Source organism: Corallococcus sp. CA054B, assembly GCF_003611625.1.
Classification (GTDB): Bacteria; Myxococcota; Myxococcia; order Myxococcales; family Myxococcaceae; genus Corallococcus; species Corallococcus coralloides.
The window spans coordinates 1-20,729 of sequence record NZ_RAVY01000172.1; the positions used below are offsets into that span (position 1 = coordinate 1).

General features: G+C 69.2%; 18 protein-coding genes. 7 read left to right on the forward strand and 11 right to left on the reverse strand.

Going from position 1 to position 20,729, the window contains the following annotated elements:
- Nucleotides 1–914: D-alanyl-D-alanine carboxypeptidase (locus D7V80_RS31265; RefSeq protein WP_233585857.1), on the reverse strand; the 914-nt coding region annotated here is incomplete at its 3' end.
- A gap of 190 nt (nucleotides 915–1,104) precedes the next feature.
- Between D7V80_RS31265 and rdgC the strand changes: the two genes are divergently transcribed.
- Together rdgC and D7V80_RS31275 are read left to right on the forward strand one after the other, a co-directional pair.
- Nucleotides 1,105–1,755 carry a recombination-associated protein RdgC gene (rdgC, locus tag D7V80_RS31270; RefSeq protein ID WP_014397718.1) on the forward strand — a complete coding sequence of 217 codons (651 nt, stop codon included), beginning with the start codon at nucleotides 1,105–1,107 and terminating at the stop codon, nucleotides 1,753–1,755.
- Entirely contained in the window at nucleotides 1,742–2,431 is a 690-nt protein-coding gene (locus tag D7V80_RS31275; RefSeq protein ID WP_120591617.1) for a hypothetical protein, read from the forward strand. The genes rdgC and D7V80_RS31275 overlap by 14 nt, the downstream gene beginning before the upstream one ends.
- A 59-nt stretch (nucleotides 2,432–2,490) precedes the next feature.
- On the opposite strand, the gene D7V80_RS31280 is transcribed toward D7V80_RS31275, so the two are convergent.
- The 3 genes from D7V80_RS31280 to D7V80_RS31290 all read right to left on the reverse strand — a co-directional run bounded on the left by D7V80_RS31280 (nucleotide 2,491) and on the right by D7V80_RS31290 (nucleotide 4,473).
- Complete coding sequence (locus tag D7V80_RS31280) at nucleotides 2,491–3,252, reverse strand: DUF5953 family protein (protein WP_120591618.1); 762 nt, start codon at nucleotides 3,250–3,252, stop codon at nucleotides 2,491–2,493.
- Nucleotides 3,249–3,986, reverse strand: a complete 738-nt coding sequence (locus tag D7V80_RS31285; RefSeq protein ID WP_370452569.1) for a DUF6310 domain-containing protein — start codon at nucleotides 3,984–3,986, stop codon at nucleotides 3,249–3,251. Before D7V80_RS31285 ends, D7V80_RS31280 begins: the two co-directional genes overlap by 4 nt.
- Before the next feature lie 262 nt (nucleotides 3,987–4,248).
- Nucleotides 4,249–4,473, reverse strand: a complete 225-nt coding sequence (locus tag D7V80_RS31290; protein ID WP_120591619.1) for a hypothetical protein — start codon at nucleotides 4,471–4,473, stop codon at nucleotides 4,249–4,251.
- Nucleotides 4,474–4,714: 241 nt separating this feature from the next.
- Here D7V80_RS31290 and D7V80_RS31295 point away from each other — a divergent pair, with 241 nt between their 5' ends.
- From D7V80_RS31295 to D7V80_RS31305, 3 genes are all read left to right on the forward strand, one after another.
- Entirely contained in the window at nucleotides 4,715–6,991 is a 2,277-nt protein-coding gene (locus tag D7V80_RS31295; RefSeq protein WP_120591620.1) for a hypothetical protein, read from the forward strand.
- Between the two features lie 94 nt (nucleotides 6,992–7,085).
- On the forward strand, nucleotides 7,086–8,051 hold the full coding sequence (locus D7V80_RS44010; protein WP_147447270.1) for an HmuY family protein: 966 nt from the start codon (nucleotides 7,086–7,088) through the stop codon (nucleotides 8,049–8,051).
- Nucleotides 8,051–9,592 carry an MXAN_6640 family putative metalloprotease gene (locus tag D7V80_RS31305; protein ID WP_120591630.1) on the forward strand — a complete coding sequence of 514 codons (1,542 nt, stop codon included), beginning with the start codon at nucleotides 8,051–8,053 and terminating at the stop codon, nucleotides 9,590–9,592. The genes D7V80_RS44010 and D7V80_RS31305 overlap by 1 nt, the downstream gene beginning before the upstream one ends.
- Here the strand turns inward: D7V80_RS31305 and D7V80_RS31310 are convergent.
- Nucleotides 9,589–9,849, reverse strand: a complete 261-nt coding sequence (locus tag D7V80_RS31310) for a hypothetical protein (RefSeq protein ID WP_199738902.1) — start codon at nucleotides 9,847–9,849, stop codon at nucleotides 9,589–9,591. The two genes, D7V80_RS31305 and D7V80_RS31310, sit on opposite strands and share 4 nt — an antisense overlap.
- Nucleotides 9,850–9,867: 18 nt before the next feature.
- On the opposite strand from D7V80_RS31310, the gene D7V80_RS31315 reads away from it, so the two are divergent.
- Nucleotides 9,868–10,626, forward strand: a complete 759-nt coding sequence (locus tag D7V80_RS31315) for a hypothetical protein (RefSeq protein WP_233585858.1) — start codon at nucleotides 9,868–9,870, stop codon at nucleotides 10,624–10,626.
- Between the two features lie 110 nt (nucleotides 10,627–10,736).
- On the opposite strand, the gene D7V80_RS31320 is transcribed toward D7V80_RS31315, so the two are convergent.
- From D7V80_RS31320 to D7V80_RS31340, 5 genes are all read right to left on the reverse strand, one after another.
- The gene (locus tag D7V80_RS31320) at nucleotides 10,737–12,332 is read right to left on the reverse strand and encodes an aromatic amino acid hydroxylase (RefSeq protein WP_120591622.1); all 1,596 of its coding nucleotides are present in this window, start codon (nucleotides 12,330–12,332) and stop codon (nucleotides 10,737–10,739) included.
- A gap of 93 nt (nucleotides 12,333–12,425) precedes the next feature.
- Nucleotides 12,426–13,346, reverse strand: coding sequence for a LysR family transcriptional regulator (locus D7V80_RS31325; protein WP_120591623.1), 921 nt, complete (start codon nucleotides 13,344–13,346; stop codon nucleotides 12,426–12,428).
- A gap of 15 nt (nucleotides 13,347–13,361) precedes the next feature.
- Nucleotides 13,362–14,183, reverse strand: coding sequence for an NAD(P)-dependent oxidoreductase (locus D7V80_RS31330; RefSeq protein ID WP_120591624.1), 822 nt, complete (start codon nucleotides 14,181–14,183; stop codon nucleotides 13,362–13,364).
- A 107-nt stretch (nucleotides 14,184–14,290) separates the two neighbouring features.
- A complete protein-coding gene (locus D7V80_RS31335) occupies nucleotides 14,291–16,507 on the reverse strand; it encodes a kelch repeat-containing protein (protein WP_158616733.1) in 2,217 nt (738 codons plus the stop codon).
- A gap of 291 nt (nucleotides 16,508–16,798) precedes the next feature.
- Nucleotides 16,799–17,434: a hypothetical protein gene (locus D7V80_RS31340; protein ID WP_120591626.1), complete on the reverse strand. Its 636-nt coding sequence runs from the start codon at nucleotides 17,432–17,434 to the stop codon at nucleotides 16,799–16,801.
- A gap of 163 nt (nucleotides 17,435–17,597) precedes the next feature.
- On the opposite strand from D7V80_RS31340, the gene D7V80_RS31345 reads away from it, so the two are divergent.
- Nucleotides 17,598–20,282, forward strand: a complete 2,685-nt coding sequence (locus tag D7V80_RS31345; protein WP_120591627.1) for a M1 family metallopeptidase — start codon at nucleotides 17,598–17,600, stop codon at nucleotides 20,280–20,282.
- Between the two features lies 1 nt (nucleotide 20,283).
- Here D7V80_RS31345 and D7V80_RS31350 read toward each other — a convergent pair whose 3' ends face one another.
- Nucleotides 20,284–20,682 carry a hypothetical protein gene (locus tag D7V80_RS31350; RefSeq protein ID WP_120591628.1) on the reverse strand — a complete coding sequence of 133 codons (399 nt, stop codon included), beginning with the start codon at nucleotides 20,680–20,682 and terminating at the stop codon, nucleotides 20,284–20,286.
- Nucleotides 20,683–20,729: the final 47 nt, after the last annotated feature.

Sequence of the window (20,729 nt, forward strand, 5' to 3'; positions counted from 1 at the left end):
GGGGGCAGGGGCGGGGTGGGGGCCTCCAGGGACAGCGGCAGCCGCGTGATGCCGTGCCGCGCCAGCGCGTCGTCCACGCACGCGGCGAAGAGGGCTTCCGGCGCGTCCACGGACAGCTTCACCGCGGCGGCCTGGGGACACGGGCCGCCCGTGGGCGAGCGCCACGTGCAGCGCACTCCGCCGCCTCCGCGCACGCAGGCCAGGTTCGCGCGCTCGGCGTTGACGTCCACGTTCACCACCGCAGACAGCGTGGCGAAGGTGGGCGTCCACTGGACGGAGGGCGCGTCCGCGCAGGTGGCGCCGGGGGCGCGCGCCAGCGCCAGGTCCACCACGTTCTCCCGGAAGACGAAGGGCGTGGGCGCCGCGCTGTAGGCATAGGCCGCGTCATCCCAGGCCCAGCCCGGGCCCATGCCGCCGTCCAGGCCGTCCGTGCCGGAGATGCGCACGTTGCCGCGCCACTGGTGGATGCCGCGCGCCTGGAAGGCCTCCGCGATGCGGTCGCACGCGAGCGCCGTCTCCGGGAAGCGCCACGAGCCCAGCGACGGGTCCCCGGACGCCTGCGCCACCACGTCGCCCAAGAACAGGCCTCCCGCCTGCGAGCCCTCCAGGAAGACCGGGGTGGTGAAGCGGAAGTCCGCCCCCAGCGCGGACAGCACGGCGGACGTGGACACCACCTTCATGGTGGACGCGGGCAACAGCCGCACGTTCTCGCGGTGGGTGAAGAGGGGCTCGCCGGTGCGCGCGTCCACCACATACGCGCCCGCGAGCGCGCCGTCCGCCTCCAGGGTCTCCAGCAGGGCCCTGGTGACTCCGGGCAGGGTGTCGCGCGGGGCGCCGTCCGGCGTGGCGGCCGTGTGGGTGCAGGCGGACAGGAAGAGGGCAACGACGCTGGCGGAAAGGAGGGCGCGGCGCATGGCGGCGGCCACCGTATGTCGCGTGCCTGGGAGTGTCATGGATTCCCGCCAGCGGGGTGGGGCGGAGACGTGCACGGTTGGACGGAGCCCGGGCAAACGATCTCTGGCGCGGGCTATTCCCGGCGCTTCGCGTCCAGCCACACCGAGTGCCTTGACGCGGCGTCACAGGACCCCCATCCTGCCGCGCCCCATGCCTGTCCTACGTGGTGCCGTGACCTTTTCGCGCTTCCGGACCGAGCCGGCCAAGGATGCGCCGTCCGACGTCAAGCGCTGGATGACCAAGGGACTCAAGTCCCATGCATTCGAGCCCATCGACCGCCGCTCCGAGGAGGAGCGCGCCGCGGGGTTTGTCGAGTTGGAGAACCCGGAGTCCTCCGAGTTCGCCACCGGCAACCTCTTCTATGGCGAGTACGCCCTCTTCGCCTTCCGCATCGACACGCTGAAGGTGCCCGCGTCGATGATGAAGTCGGAGCTGGACAAGTGGGCCGCCGCCTTCGGCAAGGAGAACGGCCGGCCGCCCGCGCGCGCGGAGAAGAACAAGCAGCGCGCGGAGCTCAAGCAGCTCCTGCGTCAGCGCGCCGTGCCGCGCACCAGCACGCTGGACGTGACGTGGAACCTGAAGACGCACACGGTGCAGGTCTGGGCCGCGTCGCGCAAGACGGTGGATGAGATCTGCGTGGCGCTGGAAGGCGCCCTCGCGGTGAAGGTGATTGGCATCACGCCCGCGTCCATGGCTCAGCGCGCGGGCATCGACGAGAAGGCCCTGGGCCCCACGGCGGAGCTCATTGGCATGGACCTGCCGGCGACGGCTTCGGTGGAGGACGCCCATGGCGAGGCGTGAGCAGGCGAGGGAAGAGGCGGCGTTCGCCCGGGGCGATGTCGGAGTCGATGGTGTCGCCACGGAAGAGGAGAAGGACGAAGCCGAAGTCGAAAAGGGCAAGGCGCGCGAACAGCTCTTGCGCGGCCGGGCCTATCTGGGCCGCGAGTTCATGACGTGGCTGTTGTGGCGCTCGGAGTCGGGCGACCCCCTGGTCGAGCACGACGGCGCGGGCGTCGTCGTCCTCTTCCTGGGCAAGGTGGTGCTGCGCGGCGTGGCGGGCGACGTCACGGAGATGAGCGCCAAGGGCACGCTGGCGCCGTACTCGGAGAACGTGCGCCATTCGTTGGACCGGGGCCTGCTGGTGTCCCAGGCGCGGCTGCGCATCTCGCATGGCGAGCGCGAATACGAAGTCACGCTGGATTCCGAGTTCCTGGACATCCGCGCCGCAAAGCTGCCCGCGCTCATGACGGAGGAAGAGGATGATCAGCTCTCCGAGCGTCTGGAGCTGACCGAGCAGCTCTCCGCCATCGTGGACGCGCTGGTGCAGGATTTCCTGGTCGTGCGCGCCGGACGCGCCTGGAGCAAGCAGGTGGTGCCCGCGCTGAAGGCGTGGATGAAGGGCGAGGAGAAGGGGAGCGACCTGCTCTCCAAGGCCGCCCGCGCCAAGGGTCGTGACGCCCGCGCCGCCCAGGGCTGAGCGGGAGACTGGATGGAACAGCCGCCCGCACCGGAGAGGTGTCGGGCGGCTGTCCTGTTTCAGGGCAAAGGCGTTGAGCGTCCGCCGATTGCTGGAAAGCGTTCGTAGGCCCGCTTGAGCGCGTCCAGGTGCACGGGGTTGTCGTAGTCGAGCGGAGTCTCCGTGAGCTGCACGATCCACCCGCCCGACGGAGTGCGATGCGCCCGCGAGAGCAGCTCGGCATCGCGAGCAGGATCCGGGAACCCGATGACCTCCGCGGCGGCAGCGGACCAGTAGTTCAGCCACCCCAGGAAATAGGGCGTCTCAGGCCTGGGGCTCTTCTGGGGAAGGTTGAGCATGGGAAGCCCACGGGGTGAGAGATCGGGCCCATCCGGCGAGCGGCGGAACTGCTGCGCGACTTCCGAGCCGTAGCTATACGGCGACGCGTGTCCCCAGAACGAACGTGCACCTTCCGCCATGGCCTCAAGCAGTGGCGCCGCTGCCGCGAGCACAGTCTCGTCTAGTGGCAGCCTGGCATGAGCTTCAAACTGGGACTGACCGCCAGGACTGAAGAGTCCGGACCTGTCCCTTCCATTGACCGTCACGGCGTAGCTCTCGTCCCCATTGCATATGAGAGGGAATCCACCTTCTTTAATGCTCGCCAGGAGCCACGCGTCACGCTGTGGCAATGGAATAGGGCGCCCGCCTTCACCTATTTCCCACTCCAGTCGTAAGCCGGGGAATGCTTTCTCCAGCCCATGGATGATGGCGACCGTGCGGCTGTCGTTACTCATGAGCGCAGGTGCGTAGACAATGAGCGTAAATCTTTCTTGCGTAGTCATCGTTGACACCCTGTAACGACGATAATGAGCGAAGGGTCCGCTGCCTCCAGCAACGCTTTGTGCGCCTTGGTGCTCACCCCAACGATGAAGTCATATCCACAAGCCTCAGCGACTCTTCGCTCACTCTCTAGTTGAATCAGTTCCTTTTCAATTTCCCTGTCGCGGATGAAATCATTGTACGAATCGAATTGGTGGGTCTTGATCTCCCACAGTTTGCGTACACCGACTTGCAACGCATCGAAGCGTGCACCGCCAACGAGCACGTCCATCCCGGGATAACGGTTGGGCGGAACCTTGTCGGCACACTCATTGTGTATGTCGTCCCCGCCCGCGTGAGGCACGGGAACAGGCTCGCAACTGGCACGGCCCGTCCGGTCCACGGGCACAGGCGGCACCGGGGGCTGTCGGCCCTGGCCCGCTGGCGCCGGATCCAGCTTGGGCTTCGGCTTCGCTTCGGCATCTCGGGACGCAACCTTCGTCCCTCGTGAGGTCCCTGCTTCCTCGGGGTAGTGGTGGCGCAGTTCATATGCGTCCCATTCCTCCTGGATGGCGACGGCGACCACCACCACGCCCAGGATGATGACGGCTCCCACGGCGATTTCAGGGGCCGCCAGCACGCAGAACCCGAGTCCCAAGGTCGCGGCGGCAGCGGAGGCGACCGTGCATCTTCCCGTGGTGTCGCGGAACTCGACCCGGTCATGGTCGAGCGCCGGATAGCACCGCTCCACCAGCACGGGCCAAGGCTGGGACGCCTCGCGGACAACGCACCGCCCGTCATCCCTCCAGGGCAGCGCCGCCGCTCGTCGGAGGTTGGCGGCCCTCATGCCGCGGGCCGTTGACGCCCTGGGGTGTGGCTCCGTCGTGGCGCAGGCCGAGAAAACGAGCAGAAGCAAAAGGGCGCCGCAGGTCCGGAGACGCATGGCCATCTCTTCGCAACAATTGAAAAGCCCCCGAGTCCTGGGACTCGGAGGCGGATGAGGGCACCCTTTCAGGTGTCTACATCGGGTTGGTGCAGCGCCAGACCCCGCATGAGCCCTCTCGGTCGCCACAGTCATACTGGGTCGTGCAGGGCTTGCAGCTGGCCGAACAGATCATCCTGGCCGCCTCGGTGTCCGTCGTCTCCGCCTTCGAGCCGGGAACCATGGCCAGGGCCGTGCCGGCCATGATGCCGATGATCAGCGCGAATCCAGGAACCATCTGCTTCAGTCGCGATGCCTTCATGTTTCCTCCGGGGGGTGCCATCGGGCCGGAGCCTTCCGGCCCACGCACAGGGTGCATTCGAACAGACGCCGAGCAGCGTTCCAAGCTCGACAGGCGCTCCAGTCTGGAACACCGCGCGCCGGAATGGAGCGAGGGTCCGTTCCAGTCCGGAGCGGCTCGGGGCCGTTCCAGGGCGGAGCGGTGACGGCATGGGGCTCGCAATGTCTCGCGGCCGAACCCCACCCCCGCGAGCAGGTGTGCCATGCCGTCCGCCCCCAGCACCGAAGCCATCCAGCGCATCTCCCTGAAGAACCGCGAGTACGCATACATCGAGGACGCCAACCGCGGCGTCGTGCTGATGGAAGTAGGCCCGCGCGTGCTCACGCTGGAAGCACACCTCACGCTCGTGGCGAAGGAGCGGATGGTGGAGGTGGGCGCCGGCAGCTGGTGCGTGGTGCGCAACCCCGTGGTGCGCGTGGACGGCCAGGTGGCGCTGGACGACTTCGGCCAGGCCCGCGTCGCGGTGGGCAACCGCGAGGTCCGCGTGGGCCCCAAAGTCTTTCCGCTGTACCCGGGCGAAGAGCTGGAGGGAGACATCGCCCCGGAATACGTCCTGGGCGTGTCCGAAGCGCTGCGGCTTCGCGCGCTCACCGCGTTCACGGACACCCACGTCCCGGATGCCCCCCGCCGCCGCGAGGCCGGTGACGAGTGGCTGGTGCGCGGCCCCGGCCGCTACGTGCCCGGCGAGTCCGTCACCGTCGTATCGCTGGAGAAGGCCCGCGTCCTCAAGGAGACCGAGTACTGCGTCATCCTCAATCCCGTGGACCGCGCCACCGGCCGCGTCCAGGAGGGCCGCCGCAAGGTCGTCTCCGGTCCGGATGTCTTCTTCCTCGAACCCGGTGAGGCGCTCGAAGGCGACGTGCGCCGCAAGCACGTCCTGTCGGAGCTGCAGGGCCTGAAGCTCCAGGCGCTGGACGACCTCTCGGAGAACGAGGGCGGTGAGCCGCGCGCGCGCAAGGCCGGTGACACGTGGATCGTCCGGGGCCCTCGCACCTACGTGCCCAGCGAGAAGGTCCTCATCCACCGGGAGATCGCCGCGCTGTCCTTGGGGCAGGGGGAAGGCCTGTACGTGCGCGACCTGCGTTCGGGCAAGGTGTCGCTCGTCCAGGGACCGTGCCAGTTCATGCCGGAGGCGCACCAGGAGCTGCACGAGAAGCGCCTGTCCCCGGACGCGGAGGCCCTGCTGGGACTCACTCCGCCGCTGCCTCCCGCGGAGGCAAAGGACGCCCGTGCTCCTCGCCCCATGTTCGCGACGGAGAAGGGGGACCGCACGCGCGCCATCGTGCTGCGCATCGAGGACAACACGGCGGTCCTCATCAACGACTTCGAGACCAACCACGCGCGCGTGGAGTTCGGTCCCGCGAAGGTGATGCTGCGTCCTTACGAGGACGTCACCGTCCTGGACTTGTCCGGCAGCACGCCCAAGCGCCCGCGTCAGCTCAAGGTGTTGATGCTGCGGCTGGGGCCGGACTTCGCCACGGACCTGTTCGAGGTGGCCACGCGCGACCACGCGCGGCTGCGCATCAAGCTCTCCTACAAGTGGCAGTTCGACGTGCAGGGCGACCCGGAGAAGGACAAGGCCATCTTCCGGGTGAACGACTTCATCGGGTACGTGTGTGAGAACCTCGCGTCGCGCATCCGCCAGGTCGCCGCGGAGAACGAGTTCGAGACCTTCCACAAGAACGCCAGCGTGCTCATCCGCCGCGCCATCTTCGGCATGGATGACGCGGGCCGCGCGCGCAAGGACCGCCTCTTCTCCGAGAACCAGCTGCGCATCATCGACATCGACATCAAGGACATCGCCCCCGTCGATGAGAAGACCGCCCTGAAGCTGCGCGAGGCCATCGACACCAACATCCAGATCCAGCTGGACGCCTCACGCCAGGAGGCCCAGGCCGCCGCGGAGCTCAAGCGCATCCGCAGCGAGGAGGAGAAGCAGCTCGCGGACATCGCCAGCCACCGCAAGTCGGAGGCGGAGCGCCAATCCCTCATCGAACTGCAGAACCGCAACCACCAGCTGGAGACGCTCAGCCGCGCCAAGGTGGAGGCCGAGGCCCAGCTGGAGCGCGCCCGCGTGGAGAGCGAGGAGGCCCTGGCCCGCGCCGAGTCCGACGCTCGCGCCTCGCGCATCCGCTCGGAAGCGGAGGCCGAGCGCGAACGGCTCACCACCCAGGTGGCCCTGGAGCGCCAGCAGCGCCTCAACGACCTGGAGGTGGAGCGCCAGTCGCGCCTCGCGGAAGTGGAGGCCACCCAGTTCCGCCAGCGCGTGGAAAGCCTGGGGGGCGGGGAGAACTTCGTGAAGGCAGTGGCCGCGCAGGCCCAGGCCGCCGTCGTCGGAGGCCTGGACAAGGTCGTCTTCCTCCCCAGCGGCTCCAACCTCAACCTCTTCGACGCCATGCAGGGACTCCTGGGCCCCGGCGGACAACCCCGTCTGTCCGCCCACAACCCCCCGAAATCGCCCGGCGACACTTCCGCCTGAAGTCAGAATGTCGATATTGAAAATGAGAATCGTTATCGAATAGAGATCGTCCCCATCGAACGGCGGCGGGTCCCCGCGGCGAAAGGTGACGACGATGAGCAACCCTGGAGGGGTGGTCCGGAAGAGCGGTGCAAGGTGGTTCGGCATGGGGGCCCTGGCGGCCCTCGCGCTGGCCGTGGTGGCGCCGGGATGCAGCAGCGACGAGTGCGTGGACGCGTTCGACTGCCGCGATGAGGGCGCGGCCCCCGCGGGCCAGGCCTGGACCTGCAACGCGGACAAGAAGTGCGAACTGCGCACCCTGACGCCGGACGAGCAGGAGAATCCGGAGACGGACGCGGGCACGGGCGGTGAGACGGACGCCGGCACGGAGACCGACGCGGGTACGCCCGTGGACGGTGGCGCGGAGCTGTGCCGCAACGCCGTGGCCTGCTCGGAGCAGAGCATCGACAAGCTCCGGCTCCGGACCAACATCAACGACGGCGGCGTGGTGGAGGAGGGCACGACGGAGGGCGAGCACCTCACGTTCCTGGACGGCCGCGGGGGCGGCACGAGCGTGCCGGATTCGTACACCTACGCGCGCTTCACGGACATGGGCCTGGAGAAGGTCTCCATCGATGACCGGTCCTCGCTGGACTCGACGGCGTGGGATGTCGCGGTGCGCCGGTACGTCGTCCGCTTCAACAGCGGCGTGTCCGGCCCGTCGTGCGTGACGGTGGCGCAGATGCCAGAAGGGACGACGTTCGAGTCGGTGACGGCCGTGCGCACGGACGCGCAGTTCGTGGCGGAGAACTACTACACCCCCGACACCTGCACGTTCTCCGGGGACCCGTACGGCATCCAGAGCCCGGCGACGCAGACGCTCTCGTACTGGGACTACCCCGGCTGCGTGGCGATGACGAACAAGGTCTACCTCGTCCAGTTGGCGAACGGCCGTCACTTGAAGCTGCAGGTCGCGAGCTTCTACGACCCCGTGGTGCAGGAGGAGTGCAGGACGACGAACGCGGTGAAGAACACGGCCAGCGCGGGGTCGCTCCGCCTGCGGTGGGCCTGGCTGCCGTGATGACCCCCGGGGTTCCCACGCTGCTCCTGCTGCTGACTGGCGCGGGAACCCCGCGCGGCCTCCCGCACGAGCGGGAGGCCGTGATGGGGCTGGCCGCCGAGTCCGGTCGGCCCACCTCGCCGACCGCGCAAGCGCCGCGCTATGAGCCTGGGGACACGGTGGAGTCCGTCGTGTCGCCGGGCGAGCGCTTCCTCATCCACTTCACCCGCCAGGGCAAGCACGCCGTGCCCGCGGCGGACGCGGATGGCAACGGCGTGCCCGACTTCGTGGAACTCGTCGGACGCACCTATGAACGCGTGGCGACGTTCTACGTGGACCTGGGCTTCCGCCTGCCGCCCGACGACACGAATCCTGCCGGGGACGACGGCGGCGACGGCCGCTTCGACGTGTACCTGGTGGACTTCGCGGGGATTGGTGACGGCTCCTTCCGGCAGGAGACCTGTCTGGACGGCGTCACGCGCTGCACGGGCTACATGCTCCAGGAGAACGACTTCGCGGGCTACAACTACCCGTCCGACGCCGAGGCCGTGGAGATCCTCGCCAGCCACGAGTTCTTCCACGCGGTGCAGGCCGCCTACCGGCCCGGACTGGGCGGCATCGCCTCCGAGGGCACCGCTGTCTGGGCCACCGAGCGCTTCGAGCCCGCGCTCGACGACCTGGAGCGCTTCACCCGCGGCTACATGCTCACCCCGGACAGCCCCCTGGTGCTGGACCCCGCGGGGCCGGGCGTGACCTTCACCTACGGCGCGGGGCTCTTCTTCCAGTTCCTCTGCGAGCACTACGGTGACGGCGCGCTCCTCGCGTTGCTGGAGGAGTCCGTGCGGCAGCCGGAGGCCCGCTGGCCGGTGCTGCTGGACACCCGTCTGCGCCGCGACTTCGCCTCCAGCTTCGACGCGGCCTTCGCCCGGTTCGCCACCTGGAACCTGGGCACCGGCGCGCGCGCGACGCCGGGGTTCGGCTACGCGCGAGGGGAGGGCTATGCGCAGGTGACGACGGCGGCGGCGGCGCTCCCCACCACGAACGAGCGCGTGCGCGTCGCGGCGGCGGCTTCGCAAATCTTCGAAGTGCCCGGCGGCGCGTCCTTCGTGGGCGCCTCGTTCGAGCCCGAGCCCGGCATCGACCCGGCCACCGTGCACCTGGTCCTCGCGGCCGTCACGGATGACGCCGTGCTTCGCGTGGTGACCGTGGACGGGCCGGAAGCCCTGCGCGCCCGGGTGGCCGCGGATGACGCCACGCGCGTGATGGTGGCGGTCGTGGACGGCCGGATGGAAGGCCTGGGGCGTTATGGCCGGCTGTGCATCGCGGCCACCGGCCAGGCCTCGTCCTGCGCGCCACTCGAGGAGACGGACGCGGGCACCGATGCGGGCACCGGTGATCCGGGGACCGTCGATGCGGGCAGGCCCGTGGATCCCATCGATGATCCGCGCACGCCCTCGGATGATGGTGGCTGCCAAGCCTCGGGGGGCCCCCTGTCCGGTGCGCTCGTCGCGCTGCTGCTCGGAGGGGGCCTGCGGGCCCGGCGGCGCTCACGGGCGCGTTAGCGCTCGTATTCGTCGCACCCCGTCTCCTGCTTGGACGGGAAGGCGGACTTCTTCTCCTGGCGCACGTAGTCGTGGCTCTGGGAGAAGAGGTCCGGGCTGTTCACGGACACGGTGCCCTTCGCGGCGTCGGCCGTCTTCCACTGGAGCGCCTCCGGCTTGCCGTCCGCGGCCGTGAGCCCCAGCACCCACGCCCCGGTGCCCTTGCCGGGCTCCACCGACGTCACCTTCAGCGTCGTGGCCTCCTGGCCCAGCTGCACCTCCACCTCACCCAGGGCGTGGCCAACCGCTTCAAGTCGGAGGCGAAGGACGCGCTCGCGATGCTGAAGCAGGAGAAGTCGGGCGCCACGACGAAGCCGGCCAACACCAACACGGGCGTGGTTCCCCCGTCCGTGAACAACGGCTCCAGGCCGGGCCGCACGGAAGGCCAGGGCACGAACACCTCCAGGCCCACCACGGAGGCGGCCCCCGCGAACACGGAGCAGGTGGCCCCGTCCAAGGACAATCCGGCGGTGCACGTGAAGGTGCCGTACTACAGCCAGTTCGAGAACGGCCACGGCTACACCGCGAGCGACACGGCGTGCTTCAAGGCCGCGACGGCCATGTCGCGCGACGCGGGCGCGACCGTGCTGGGCCCCGACCGCCGCATCCAGGTGGGCACGAGCGAGAACGGCGTCGGCGCGCTGAAGGTGGACTCGAAGAAGGCCGCCGAGGGCCGCAACTACATCGACAAGCAGCTGGAGGCCGGCAAGCCGGTGGTGGTGGGCGTCAGCCACAAGGACGCGAGCTACAACGCGGACGGCCTCACGGACCACTTCGGGACCATCACGGGCCGCGGCGTCGACGACAAGGGCCGCACCTACTACACGTTCCACGACCCGGGCACGAAGAACGCCAGCACGGGCAAGGACACGAACCCGAACAACCGCTTCTACGTGGATGACAAGACCGGGAACATGTACCGCCCCGGCAAGGCCGCGAACGGCTACGTGACGGAGCGCCACTACGACGTGGCCATGGTGCGCCGCAACGCGTAGTCCCCGCGCGCAAAAAAGACGCCCCCCGGAAGTGATTCGGCCCGGCGCCTCATGAGGAGGTCGACCGGGCCGTTTCACATCCGCCGTCTGTGATTCGAAACGCCGGGCGCTTACGCGTGCGCCGCCTCGCGCCGCGCGGGCACCTCGCCGCGCAGCTCCGCGACCTCCGCGCGCAGGAGCCAGTCGCTCGGGAAGTCCGTGGATGCGCGGGCGATCTGCTCCAGCCGCTCGGGGGCCAGCTGCCCCGTCTCGCGGATGCGGCGCACCTCCGTATAGAGGGCGGCCAGCGACGGGGGTAGGGCCTGCGCCTTGCGCTCGCGCGCCTGGGCCTCGCCGTCGCCCGCGGTGAAGGCGTCCAGCTCCCCGAACCACTCGTCCCACGTGCCCGGGTCGGCGGGGCCGCCCGCCACGGACGGCAGCCGCTCCGTCAGGTACAGGCGCGCCATGGACGGCAGCGTCAGCTCCTGGCCGGCCAGCGTGCCGCGCAGGGCAATCACCTCGCCGCCGCCCACCGCGAAGCCCTCCAGCACCAGCCCGCTGTCGAGCGCGAGCTGGAAGCTCCCGCGCTCCGGCAGGGTGCCCTGGCCAAAGGCGACCAGCGCCGCGCCGCTGAACGGCTTGTCCACGGCGTGCCCGTTCACGGACGTGAGGATGGGGCCCTCCAGCCGGGCCAGCGCGGTGGACAGGCCCGGGGCCACGTCCTTCGCGGCGGGCAGCAGCTCCACCACCTTGCCCGTCACCTCGCGGCCGTCCGCGAGCACCAGGTGGTTGACCGTGCGCGCGCGCAGCGCCTCGTTCAGGCCATGGTCCCCGCCGCGCTTCCACGCGAGCGTGGACTCGAACTCCGCCAGGACTTCAAAGAGGTGTTCAAAGTCGCGCGCCACGAAGAGCTGCGGCTGCATGCGGGTGATGTCGTAGTCCGTGTCCGCGCACGCCACGCCCAGGGGCAGCTTGTGCACGGCGGACGTCAGGCAGTGCCGCGCCTCGCCGATGCTGGACAGCAGGCCCGCGCCGTAGATGCGCGGGTGCTTCAGGTCGCCAATCAGCCCGTACTCCGCGGTCCACCAGTACAGGCGGCTCGCGCGGGTGCTCTCGCTGATGTAGCGGTGGCTGGCGTTGGCGGCCTCCAGGCGGGCCTGGGCGTGGGCGATCTCTTCTTCCGTCGCGGTGGGGTCCTCCTTCACCACGGAGAGGTTGCGGATGGCCTCGAAGACGGCCTGGTCCTCCACGCTGGCGATGGCCTTGAAGCCCACCAGCCCCACGGCCTTGAGGTACTGGGCATACCGCGCGTTGGCGATGATGGGCGCGTGGCCCGCGCTCTCATGGACGATGTCCGGCGCGGGCGTGTACTGGATGTGCTCGTGCGTGCGGATGTCCGCCGCGATGGCCAGCACGCCCAGCGCCTGCAGCTCCGTGAAGACGGCTGGCGGGATGAAGCCGCGCACCGCCACGCAGGCCCAGCCCAGCTTGGACAGCTTCTCGTTCATCTCGTCCAGGCTGGGGATGGCCTCCGCGCCAATGCCCGTGGCCTCCAGGCCCTCCAGGTAGACGGGGTGCGCCTTGTCGCTCAGGTGCTCGCGCAGCTGCCCCAGGATGTGCCGCCACACCGCCTGATCCCGGGGCGTGTACGCCGCGTAGTCCTGGCTCACCACGTAGCGGCGCAGGTGGGCGGGAAGGCGGGCAATGGTCCGTTCCGTGGGCGTCATCGCGGGCGGCTCCTTCAAGAGAAACAGGACTCCTGAAGAATACGCACCGCACTCCAAGACGGAAATCCGGCAGAATTCGACGTCTTCGTCGGATTATCGCCGTTTGTTCAGGCGGCGACGCACCCCGTCAAGGATGGATTGGACGGCGGGGCTGAGGCCTCCGGAGGGCCAGACGGCGACCACCTCCACGACCTGGGGCTCCTGTTCGCGCAGGGGCCAGACGTGGAGGTCGGGAGGGAACGGCTGGGTGGGGCGCACGTCCGGGGCAATGGTGCACGCCTTGTAGGCGCGCAGCAGCTCATAGAGGTGGAGGAAGCTCTCCACGCGGCCCACCTCCGTGACGGAGACGCCGTGCGCGGCGAAGCGTGCGCTGTTGGCGCCGCCGTAGGGGTCGTCCCGCAGCCAGTCCACGAAGCGCTGGTCCTGGAGGTCCTTCACGTCCAGCGAGCGACGGGAGGCGTGCGTCCGGGCGAGCGCGGAGTCCGGACCCGCGATGACGACGAAGGACATTCGCAGCAGGGATTCCGTGTCCACGCCCTCGTGCGGGGGCAGGGGGGTGAAGTCGAGCGCCAGGTCCTGCTGCCGCGTCTGCACCTGCCGCATGAGCTCGTGCGAGCCGCCGAAGCCCACCACCAGCTTGAGGTCGGCGGCGGCGGCGTCCTGCGCGATGCCGCCCAACAGCGACATGGACAGCGTGGGGTTGAGGCCCAGGCGCAGGGTGGGCTCCACGCGGGCCAGGTCCATCAGCCGCTTCACGTCCAGCTGGTGCAGCGGCGTCTGGGTGCCCGCGTAGAGGCGCTCTCCGCGCGCGGACAGTTGCAGGCGCCGGCCCGGCCCCCGCTCCAGCAGGGCGGCGCCATCCGCGAGCGCTTCCTCCAGGGCGCGGATGTGCTCGCTCACGACGGAGCGGGCGACGCCCAGGTGCTCCGCGGCGGCGTCGATGCTGCCGGCCTCCACGGCGGCGGTGAAGGACTCGAGCCAGACCAGGTGTCGCTGGAGCTTGCGCGGGGGCATGGGGCCTGAGGCGCGCTAGAGGAAGAAGTCGGGCAGGAGCTCCGCGCCGGGGACGGACTGGTACTTGTCCAGGTCGGTGATGCCGGCGGCGCGCAGCACCTCATCGTCGATGCAGAAGTTGCCGGTGAAGGAGCGGCTGGGCTTGGTGAGGATGGTGTACGCGGCGTCCGCCATGATCTCCGGCTTGCGGCTGCCCTTCATGGTGTCGTCACCGCCCAGCAGGTTCTGCACGGCGGCGGTGGCGATGACGGTGCGGGGCCACAGCGTGTTGACGGCGATGCCGTCGTCCTTCAGCTCCTCCGCCATGCCCAGCGCGCACAGGCTCATGCCGTACTTCGCGATGGTGTAGGCCACGTGGGGGCCGAACCAGCGCGGCTCCATGTTGAGCGGCGGCGAGTTGTTGAGGATGTGCGGGTTGGAGGACTTCTTGAGGTACGGGATGCACGCCTGCGAGCACGCGAAGGTGCCGCGCGTGTTGATGCCGTGCATCAGGTCGAAGCGCTTGAGCGGCGTGTCCAGCGTGCCGGTGAGGCTGATGGCGCTGGCGTTGTTCACCAGGATGTCGATGCCGCCGAAGGTCTCCACGGCCTTGGCGACGGCGGCGTGGATCTGCGCCTCGTCGCGGATGTCCACCACGCAGGGGAGCGCCTTGCCGCCGGCCTCTTCAATCTCCTTCGCCGCCGAGTAGATGGTGCCGGGCAGCTTGGGGTGCGGGTCCGTGGTTTTCGCGGCGATGACGATGTTGGCGCCGTCACGGGCCGCGCGCAGCGCGATGGCCTTGCCGATGCCGCGGCTGGCGCCGGTGATGAAGAGGGTCTTGCCTTGGAGGTTGGACATGGGCCGCATCCTCGCTCAAACGCGGGGCGCCGCAATGCCCGGAGCGGCCGGACCCGGGTGGGACCGGCCGCTCGTCGACAGAGCTTCAGCGGAGTTTCAGGGGGACTTCAGGGGCTCGCGGGCGTGTAGACGAGCACGGCGCTGACGCTCCCGGGGGTGTCCCGGTCATAGCCCCCGATGAAGAGCACCTTCCCGTTGGGCAGCACGGTGGCGGCCATGGAGTAGCGGTTGGAAGCCATGCTGGTGGAGAACGCGGAGGTCCCGGTCGAAAGGTCGAAGACCTCCGTCGTCAGGCCCACCGTGGAGTTCCCACCCGCGAGCAGCAGCTTCCCGGAGTTCAGCTGGACCAGGGAGGAGTTGGCGCGCTCGTAGGTGAAGTGGCCCAGCGTGGCCTGGACGTTGAGCCCCGGGTCGTACGTCGCGACCAGCGTCCCGTCCACCAGGACCACCTTGCCGGAAGGCTGGAGGAACGCGTCGGTGAACGTCCGCGTCGTCATGCCGGTGGCACCGCTCCAGGTGTTGTTGGACGGATCATAGAGCTCCGACGGCAGGCTGGCGCCCAGGATGAGCACCTTCCCCGAGGGCAGCAGCACCGCTCGGTGGTTGGACCGGGCGTTGGCCATGCTCGCCACCGGCACCCAGCTGTTCGTGGCGGGGTCGTAGAGCTCCACGACGCGGTTGGCGACGGCGTCGCCCGTACTGACGCCGCCGACGACCAGGACCTTGCCGTTGGGCAGCAGCGTCGCGGTGTGGGCTCCGCGCGCGAAGGCCATCTGAGGGCCGGCCGTCCAGGTGTTGGTGGCGGGGTCGTAGAACTCCACGGCGCGCAGCGGGGTGGTGGCCGGGTACGACGCGAAGCCGCCCGTGACCATGACCTTGCCGGAGGGGAGCAGCGTCACGGCGGGGTTGTAGTGCGAGGTGCCCATCGTGCCGGCGGAGGACCACGTCGCCGTCGCGGGATCGTAGAGCTCCGCGGTGCCCAGGATGGGGTTGGAGCTCACCGTCCCGCCGAAGACGAGGATCTTCCCGGAGGGCAGGGTGATGAGGCTCGCGCCGAAGCGGCGCTGCGTCAGGCTGGCCGTCAGGTCCCACCGGGCGACCGTCGTGGGGGGCGTGCACGCGGGGGCGTTCTGCACGGCCACGGTGAAGGCCTGGGACGCGGAGAAGCCCTGCGCGTTGGTGACGGTGGCGGTGATGGTCGCGTTCCCGCCCGTGGGCGCGCAGGTGGGGGCCTTCCAGGAAATCTCGCTGGAGGTGAAACCCGACACAGGCGTCGCCAGCGTTCCGGCGCTTGAGGCCCAGTTGAAGGTGAGGGCGCCACCGTTGCCGTCCTCCGCGAGGACGCGGAACGTCACGGTGCTGTCGCCCACCACGGACGCGCTGCTCTGGTGCGCGAGGACGATGCGCGGGGGAACGTTGGCGCTCGCGCCATCGCCCACGCAGATGCGCAGGGTGCCCTGCGTCTGTCCGCCCTTGGGGTCCTTCACGGTGACGGTGAGCGCGCAGTTGCCGCACGAGTCGCCAGCGGGCACGGCGGTCGGGGTGAACGAGGCGATGTTGGAGGTGTCATCCGTCCAGGTGCCCGCGCAGGACGCGGCCCACTGGTAGGTCAGCGCGTCGCCGTCCGGATCCGTCACGTCCGCGGTGACGGTGGTGCTCTGGCCCACGGGCACGGGGGACCGGGACGCGGTGACGCGGGTGACGGCGGGGGAGATGTTGAACGTGACGGACACCTCCGCGGTGCCGGCCGTGGTGCCGCCGTCCTTGGAGATGACGGTGATGTCGATGCGGATGGTCGCCGTGGCGCCGCGCGAGTCGGTGACGGTCAGCGTCAGCGCGTAGACGCCCGGGGTCGCGGGGGCCGTCCAGGTCGTCGACGTGAGCGTGGGCGAGCCGAAGGTGCCATCCGCCGCCGTCCAGGCGTACGTGATGGTGTCGGACGCGTCCGGATCATGCGCCGTGGCCTGGAGGGAGATGGTTCCCCCGGGAAGGACGGTGCTCGCGGAAGCCACGAGCGAGTCGATGCACGGGGCCGAGTTGTCGAACGGACCCGGGACATCCAGCGCCTGGAGGGTGATGGCCACGACGGAGGTCGTGCCCGCGGTGATGGTGACGTCCGAGGCCGCGCCCCGGTAGCGCAGGGCACCGTCCGCGGCGAAGGCCTCCGCGGTGAAGGTGCGCTGGGGGCCGGCGGGCACCTGGTACATGGTGCCGCTCCAGCCCTCCGTGCCCTTGGTGAGCACGGTGGTTGCGGAAGGCACGCCGGACGCCGTCAGCGTGACGGTCACGCGGGTGATTTCATCGCCCGCGAGCGCCTGGGGCACCGCGCTGACGAACCGGACGTTGCCGGTCTCCCGCTCCGGTTCGCTGCCGTTGTCACAAGCCGTGGCAGAAACGACAGCACTGATTAAAGCGCAAAACAAAACCCGAGACAGTGTGCCTTGTCGACGCATCGCACCTTCCTGGCGCAGCGAGAGGAAGGGGCGATCTATCAGGTTGAAAACATGAAGACAGACATGTTGTGAGATTCTGAGGAGTCTGTCCAAACCCGATCAGGGTCTGTGAATACCCTGCGGAGGGGAGCCGCGTGGGCTCCCCTCGCCATGCGGGGGTTGCTACCAGGTGATGCAGGTGACGGTTTCGAGCATGGTCACGTTGGGGTTGCCGGTGGTGTTCCAGTTGCCCACGCCGTTCGTGCCCACGATGTACGTATAGGCGGAGCCGCGGATGGCGGTGGTGAAGCTGCGCACGTTGACGTGGCCCAGGTCCTGGCAGAAGCGGCGGGCGGTATCCACCGGCGTGCTGAAGTTGCCGGACGGGTAGTTGGGCTGGATGGTGCCGATCTGGTAGCCGTTGACCTTCGGCGTCATGTACGTGACGTCCGAGGGGGAGGTGGAAGTGGAGGTGACGCAGGTGATGCTCTCCAGCATGGTCACGTTGGAGTTGCCGGTGGTGTTCCAGGGGCCCACGCCATTCGTGCCAACGATGTACGTGTACGAGGAGCCGCGGATGGCGGTGGTGAAGCTTTGCGCGCCGGTGTGGCCCTGGTCCTGACAGAAGCGGCGGGCGGTGTCCGCGGCGCTGCTGAAGTTCCCGGTGGGCTGGTTGGGGAGGTACGTGCCAATCTGAAAGCCATTGACCGTGGGCACCACGTAGGTCTGGTAGGTGTCCGCGCTGGCCGACGACGCGAAGCCCACGACGAAAAGCAGGGACACGAAAAGGGAGGGAATGCCGCTGCTGCGACGAAACATGTTTTTCCTCGGCTTGTAGCTGAAGCGGGGGGATCACGACCGTAGCGGCTCCCGGGGTTGGAAGCACTGATTCACGGACTTGGAGACATCTCGAGACTGCTGTGGGTGCGGGTCGAGACGTAGGCACGGTGCGCGACTCGTGCATGGTCTACGCTGCGCCCCCATGCGACTGCTCCCACTCCTTGCCCTGGTGGTGTTGACCGTCCGCTGTGCCCACGCGCCGGAGGCAGCACCGACTGCTTCCGCGCCGCCCGCTGTTTCGTGGCCGGAGGCCCTGCCTCCCGCGCTGCGGTTGCCGGACACCGTGCGGCCCGTGCACTACGCGTTGGACCTGAAGCTCGTGCCCTCGGAGGACACGTATCCGGGCAGCGTCACCATCGACGTGGAGGTCCGCGAGCCCGTGCGCCAGGTGTGGCTGCATGCTCAGGACCTGGATGTGACGCGGGCTCGCGTCACCGTGGCGGGCCGCACGTTCGATGCGAAGCCTGTCACCGCGCCTGAAGGGCGTCTGGGATTGCTCCTGCCGGAGGAGCTGCCGGTGGGCAAGGCGCAGCTCCTGCTCGACTTCACCGGCAAGGTGGACCGCGAGCGCAGCCAGGGCCTCTACGGGGTGGACGAGGGCGGTGAGCCCTACCTCTACACGTTCTTCGAGCCCATCGACGCGCGCCGCGCCTTCCCGTGCTTCGACGAGCCGACCTTCAAGGTGCCGTGGCGCCTGCGCTTCACCGTGAAGGCCGGACACGTGGCGCTGGCCAACCATCCCGTCGTGTCGCGCGAGCCTCTGGCGGACGGCCTGGAGCGCGTCACCTTCGCCGAAAGCAAGCCGATGCCCAGCTACCTCGTGGCCTTCATGGTGGGGCCGTTCGACGTGGTGGAGGCCGGCACCGTGGGCCGCACGAACGTGCCGCTGCGCTTCATCGTCCCCAAGGGCCGGGGCGCGGAGACTCGCTACGCCGCGAGCATCACGCCTCGCATCGTGAAGGGCCTGGAGGACTTCTTCGACCAGCCGTATCCGTACGAGAAGCTCGATGTCGCGGTCGTGCCCCGGTACTGGGGCACCATGGAGCACCCGGGCATCGTCGCGCTCGGGCAGCCGCTCACGCTCATCCCTCCCGGCGAGGAGACGCTGGCCCGCCGCAAGTCCTACGCGGTCATCGCCAACCATGAGCTGGGCCATTACTGGTTCGGTGACGTCGTCACCTGCTCCTGGTGGAACGACATCTGGCTGAACGAGTCCTTCACTGCCTGGCTGGACCGGCAGACCGTGGACCGGCTGGAGCCGTCCTGGGACTACCAGCAGGAGCGCGCCATGTTCGCGACCCGTTCCGCGCTGGCGTCGGATGAATTGGCGTCGGCGCTGCCCGTGCGCAAGCCGGTGGAGAGCAATGACGACATCGTCGGCTCGTTCGATAACGGGACGACGTATGACAAGGGCTCGTCCGTCATCGCCATGTACGAGGCCTGGCTGGGGCCGGAGCGCTTCCGCGACTTCCTCCGGGGCTATGTCCGCAAGCACGAGTGGAAGGTGGCGACGATGGAGGACTTCCTCGCGGACCTGTCCCAGGCGGCGGGGCCGGAGGTGGCGCAGTCCTTCGGCGGGTTCATCGAGCGGGCCGGTGCGCCTCGGATCACCGCGCAGCTGTCGTGCCCGGCGGGCGGCGCTCCGTCCGTGAAGCTGTCTCAGGAGCGTTACCTGCCAGTGGGCTCCAAGGCGGACTCGCGGCAGGAATGGCAGGTGCCCGTGTGTCTTCGCGTGGGCACGGGCACGCAGTCGTCGCGGGTGTGCTCGATGTTGCAAGGACCATCCGCGGAGGTCGCGCTGCCTATGAAGCAGTGCCCGTCGTGGGTGCTGCTCAACGCGGGCGGCACGGGTTACTACCGCAGCGGTTACACCCGCGAGCAGTTGACGAAGCTGCTCGCGACTCCGGTCGCCGCCTTCTCTCCCCCGGAGCAGGTGGCGCTCTGGGCGGATGTGGATGCGGCGGTGACTCGGGGCGACCTGCCGCTGGGGGAGGCGCTGAGGGCGGTGCCTGCCTCCGCGAAATCGCCGAACCGGCTCGTGGTGCAGAGCGCCGCCTCGCTGCTGGAACTCGTGCGCCTGGATCAGCTCACGCCCGAGGAGCGTCAGCGTTTCCGCTCATGGGTGGCCTCGCTCTACTCGGCGCGCGCGCATGCCATGGGCTGGGTGCCGAAGCCGGGCGAGGACGACTCCGTGAAGGATTCGCGCTCCCTGTTCCTCCGGCTGGCCGGCGGTCTGGGCGATGACCCTCGGCTGGTGAAGGAATCGCTGCCCCTGGTGCGCGCATGGCTGGCGGACCGGAAGTCGGTGGATCCGGAGGCGTTCAGCGCCGCGCTGCCCCGAGCCGCGACGCACGGCGATGCGGCGCTGTTCGACGCGCTGCTGGCAGCGGCGAAGAAGGAACAGGACCGCACCGAGCGGTCCCGGCTGCTGTCGTCGCTGGCCTACTTCCGGAACCCGGACCTGCTGTGGCGGGCGCTGGGGCTGGTGGTGTCGCCGGACTTCGACGTGCGGGACTCGCAGGTCATCCTCCGGATGGCGTTGATGTCGCCGGAGTCTCAGTCGCTGGCGTGGAACTTCTACCAGACGCACTTCGATGCGCTGACCCAGCGGCTGCGCTCGGATGAGCTGGGCCGGCTGATTGGTCAGACGGGCAGCCTCTGCGATGACCTCCACCTGGCGCAGGTGGAGACGTTCCTCACGCCGCGCGTGGACAAGGTCGAAGGCGGTCCGCGCGCGCTCACCCGGGCCCTGGAGTCCATCCGGCTGTGCATCGAATCCCAGAAGCTCCAGTCCCCGAGCGTCAAGGCGTTCCTCCGCGCCCGGTGACTCACGGCCCGTAGGGACACATCTTCAGCATCTGCGCGATGGGTGGGCGGCAGAGCTCCAGGAGCTGTGTCTCGTCCAGGAACGAGGATGTCCGCGCCTCGAAGAAGCAGGCCGCGGGATCATCCGAGGGTTGGGCGTACTGGCAGAGCTGGAGCGCCTGCGGGTCGGCGAGGAAGCCTTTCTCCTGCACCCGGAGGAAGCACCGTGCCGGGGAGTCGGAACGGGCACCCTGGCAGAGCTGCGCCGCGATGGTCTCACTCACCGAGCTGCCCTGGCGCGCCGCTTCGAAGCAGGAGTATTGCGAACTCCCCTCGGGTGGGCCTTCCAGTTGCCCCGCCGCCGGAAGCCCGAGCAGCGCGGCAGCCAGTCCCCAGCAATGTCTCCATTGGCCTCGCTTCATCGTTCACCCCCCACAGAAGGTGGGGGAGTCATGGCCCGCATGGGAGG

Excerpts from the sequence above, each read along its gene's own strand:
- rdgC (WP_014397718.1), top strand. The coding sequence starts at position 1,105 with ATGCCTGTCCTACGTGGTGCCGTGACCTTTTCGCGCTTCCGGACCGAG.
- D7V80_RS31275 (WP_120591617.1), top strand. The coding sequence starts at position 1,742 with ATGGCGAGGCGTGAGCAGGCGAGGGAAGAGGCGGCGTTCGCCCGGGGC.
- D7V80_RS31280 (WP_120591618.1), bottom strand. The coding sequence starts at position 3,252 with ATGACTACGCAAGAAAGATTTACGCTCATTGTCTACGCACCTGCGCTC.
- D7V80_RS31290 (WP_120591619.1), bottom strand. The coding sequence starts at position 4,473 with ATGAAGGCATCGCGACTGAAGCAGATGGTTCCTGGATTCGCGCTGATC.
- D7V80_RS31295 (WP_120591620.1), top strand. The coding sequence starts at position 4,715 with ATGCCGTCCGCCCCCAGCACCGAAGCCATCCAGCGCATCTCCCTGAAG.
- D7V80_RS44010 (WP_147447270.1), top strand. The coding sequence starts at position 7,086 with ATGAGCAACCCTGGAGGGGTGGTCCGGAAGAGCGGTGCAAGGTGGTTC.
- D7V80_RS31305 (WP_120591630.1), top strand. The coding sequence starts at position 8,051 with ATGACCCCCGGGGTTCCCACGCTGCTCCTGCTGCTGACTGGCGCGGGA.
- D7V80_RS31320 (WP_120591622.1), bottom strand. The coding sequence starts at position 12,332 with ATGACGCCCACGGAACGGACCATTGCCCGCCTTCCCGCCCACCTGCGC.
- D7V80_RS31325 (WP_120591623.1), bottom strand. The coding sequence starts at position 13,346 with ATGCCCCCGCGCAAGCTCCAGCGACACCTGGTCTGGCTCGAGTCCTTC.
- D7V80_RS31330 (WP_120591624.1), bottom strand. The coding sequence starts at position 14,183 with ATGTCCAACCTCCAAGGCAAGACCCTCTTCATCACCGGCGCCAGCCGC.
- D7V80_RS31340 (WP_120591626.1), bottom strand. The coding sequence starts at position 17,434 with ATGTTTCGTCGCAGCAGCGGCATTCCCTCCCTTTTCGTGTCCCTGCTT.
- D7V80_RS31345 (WP_120591627.1), top strand. The coding sequence starts at position 17,598 with ATGCGACTGCTCCCACTCCTTGCCCTGGTGGTGTTGACCGTCCGCTGT.
- D7V80_RS31350 (WP_120591628.1), bottom strand. The coding sequence starts at position 20,682 with ATGAAGCGAGGCCAATGGAGACATTGCTGGGGACTGGCTGCCGCGCTG.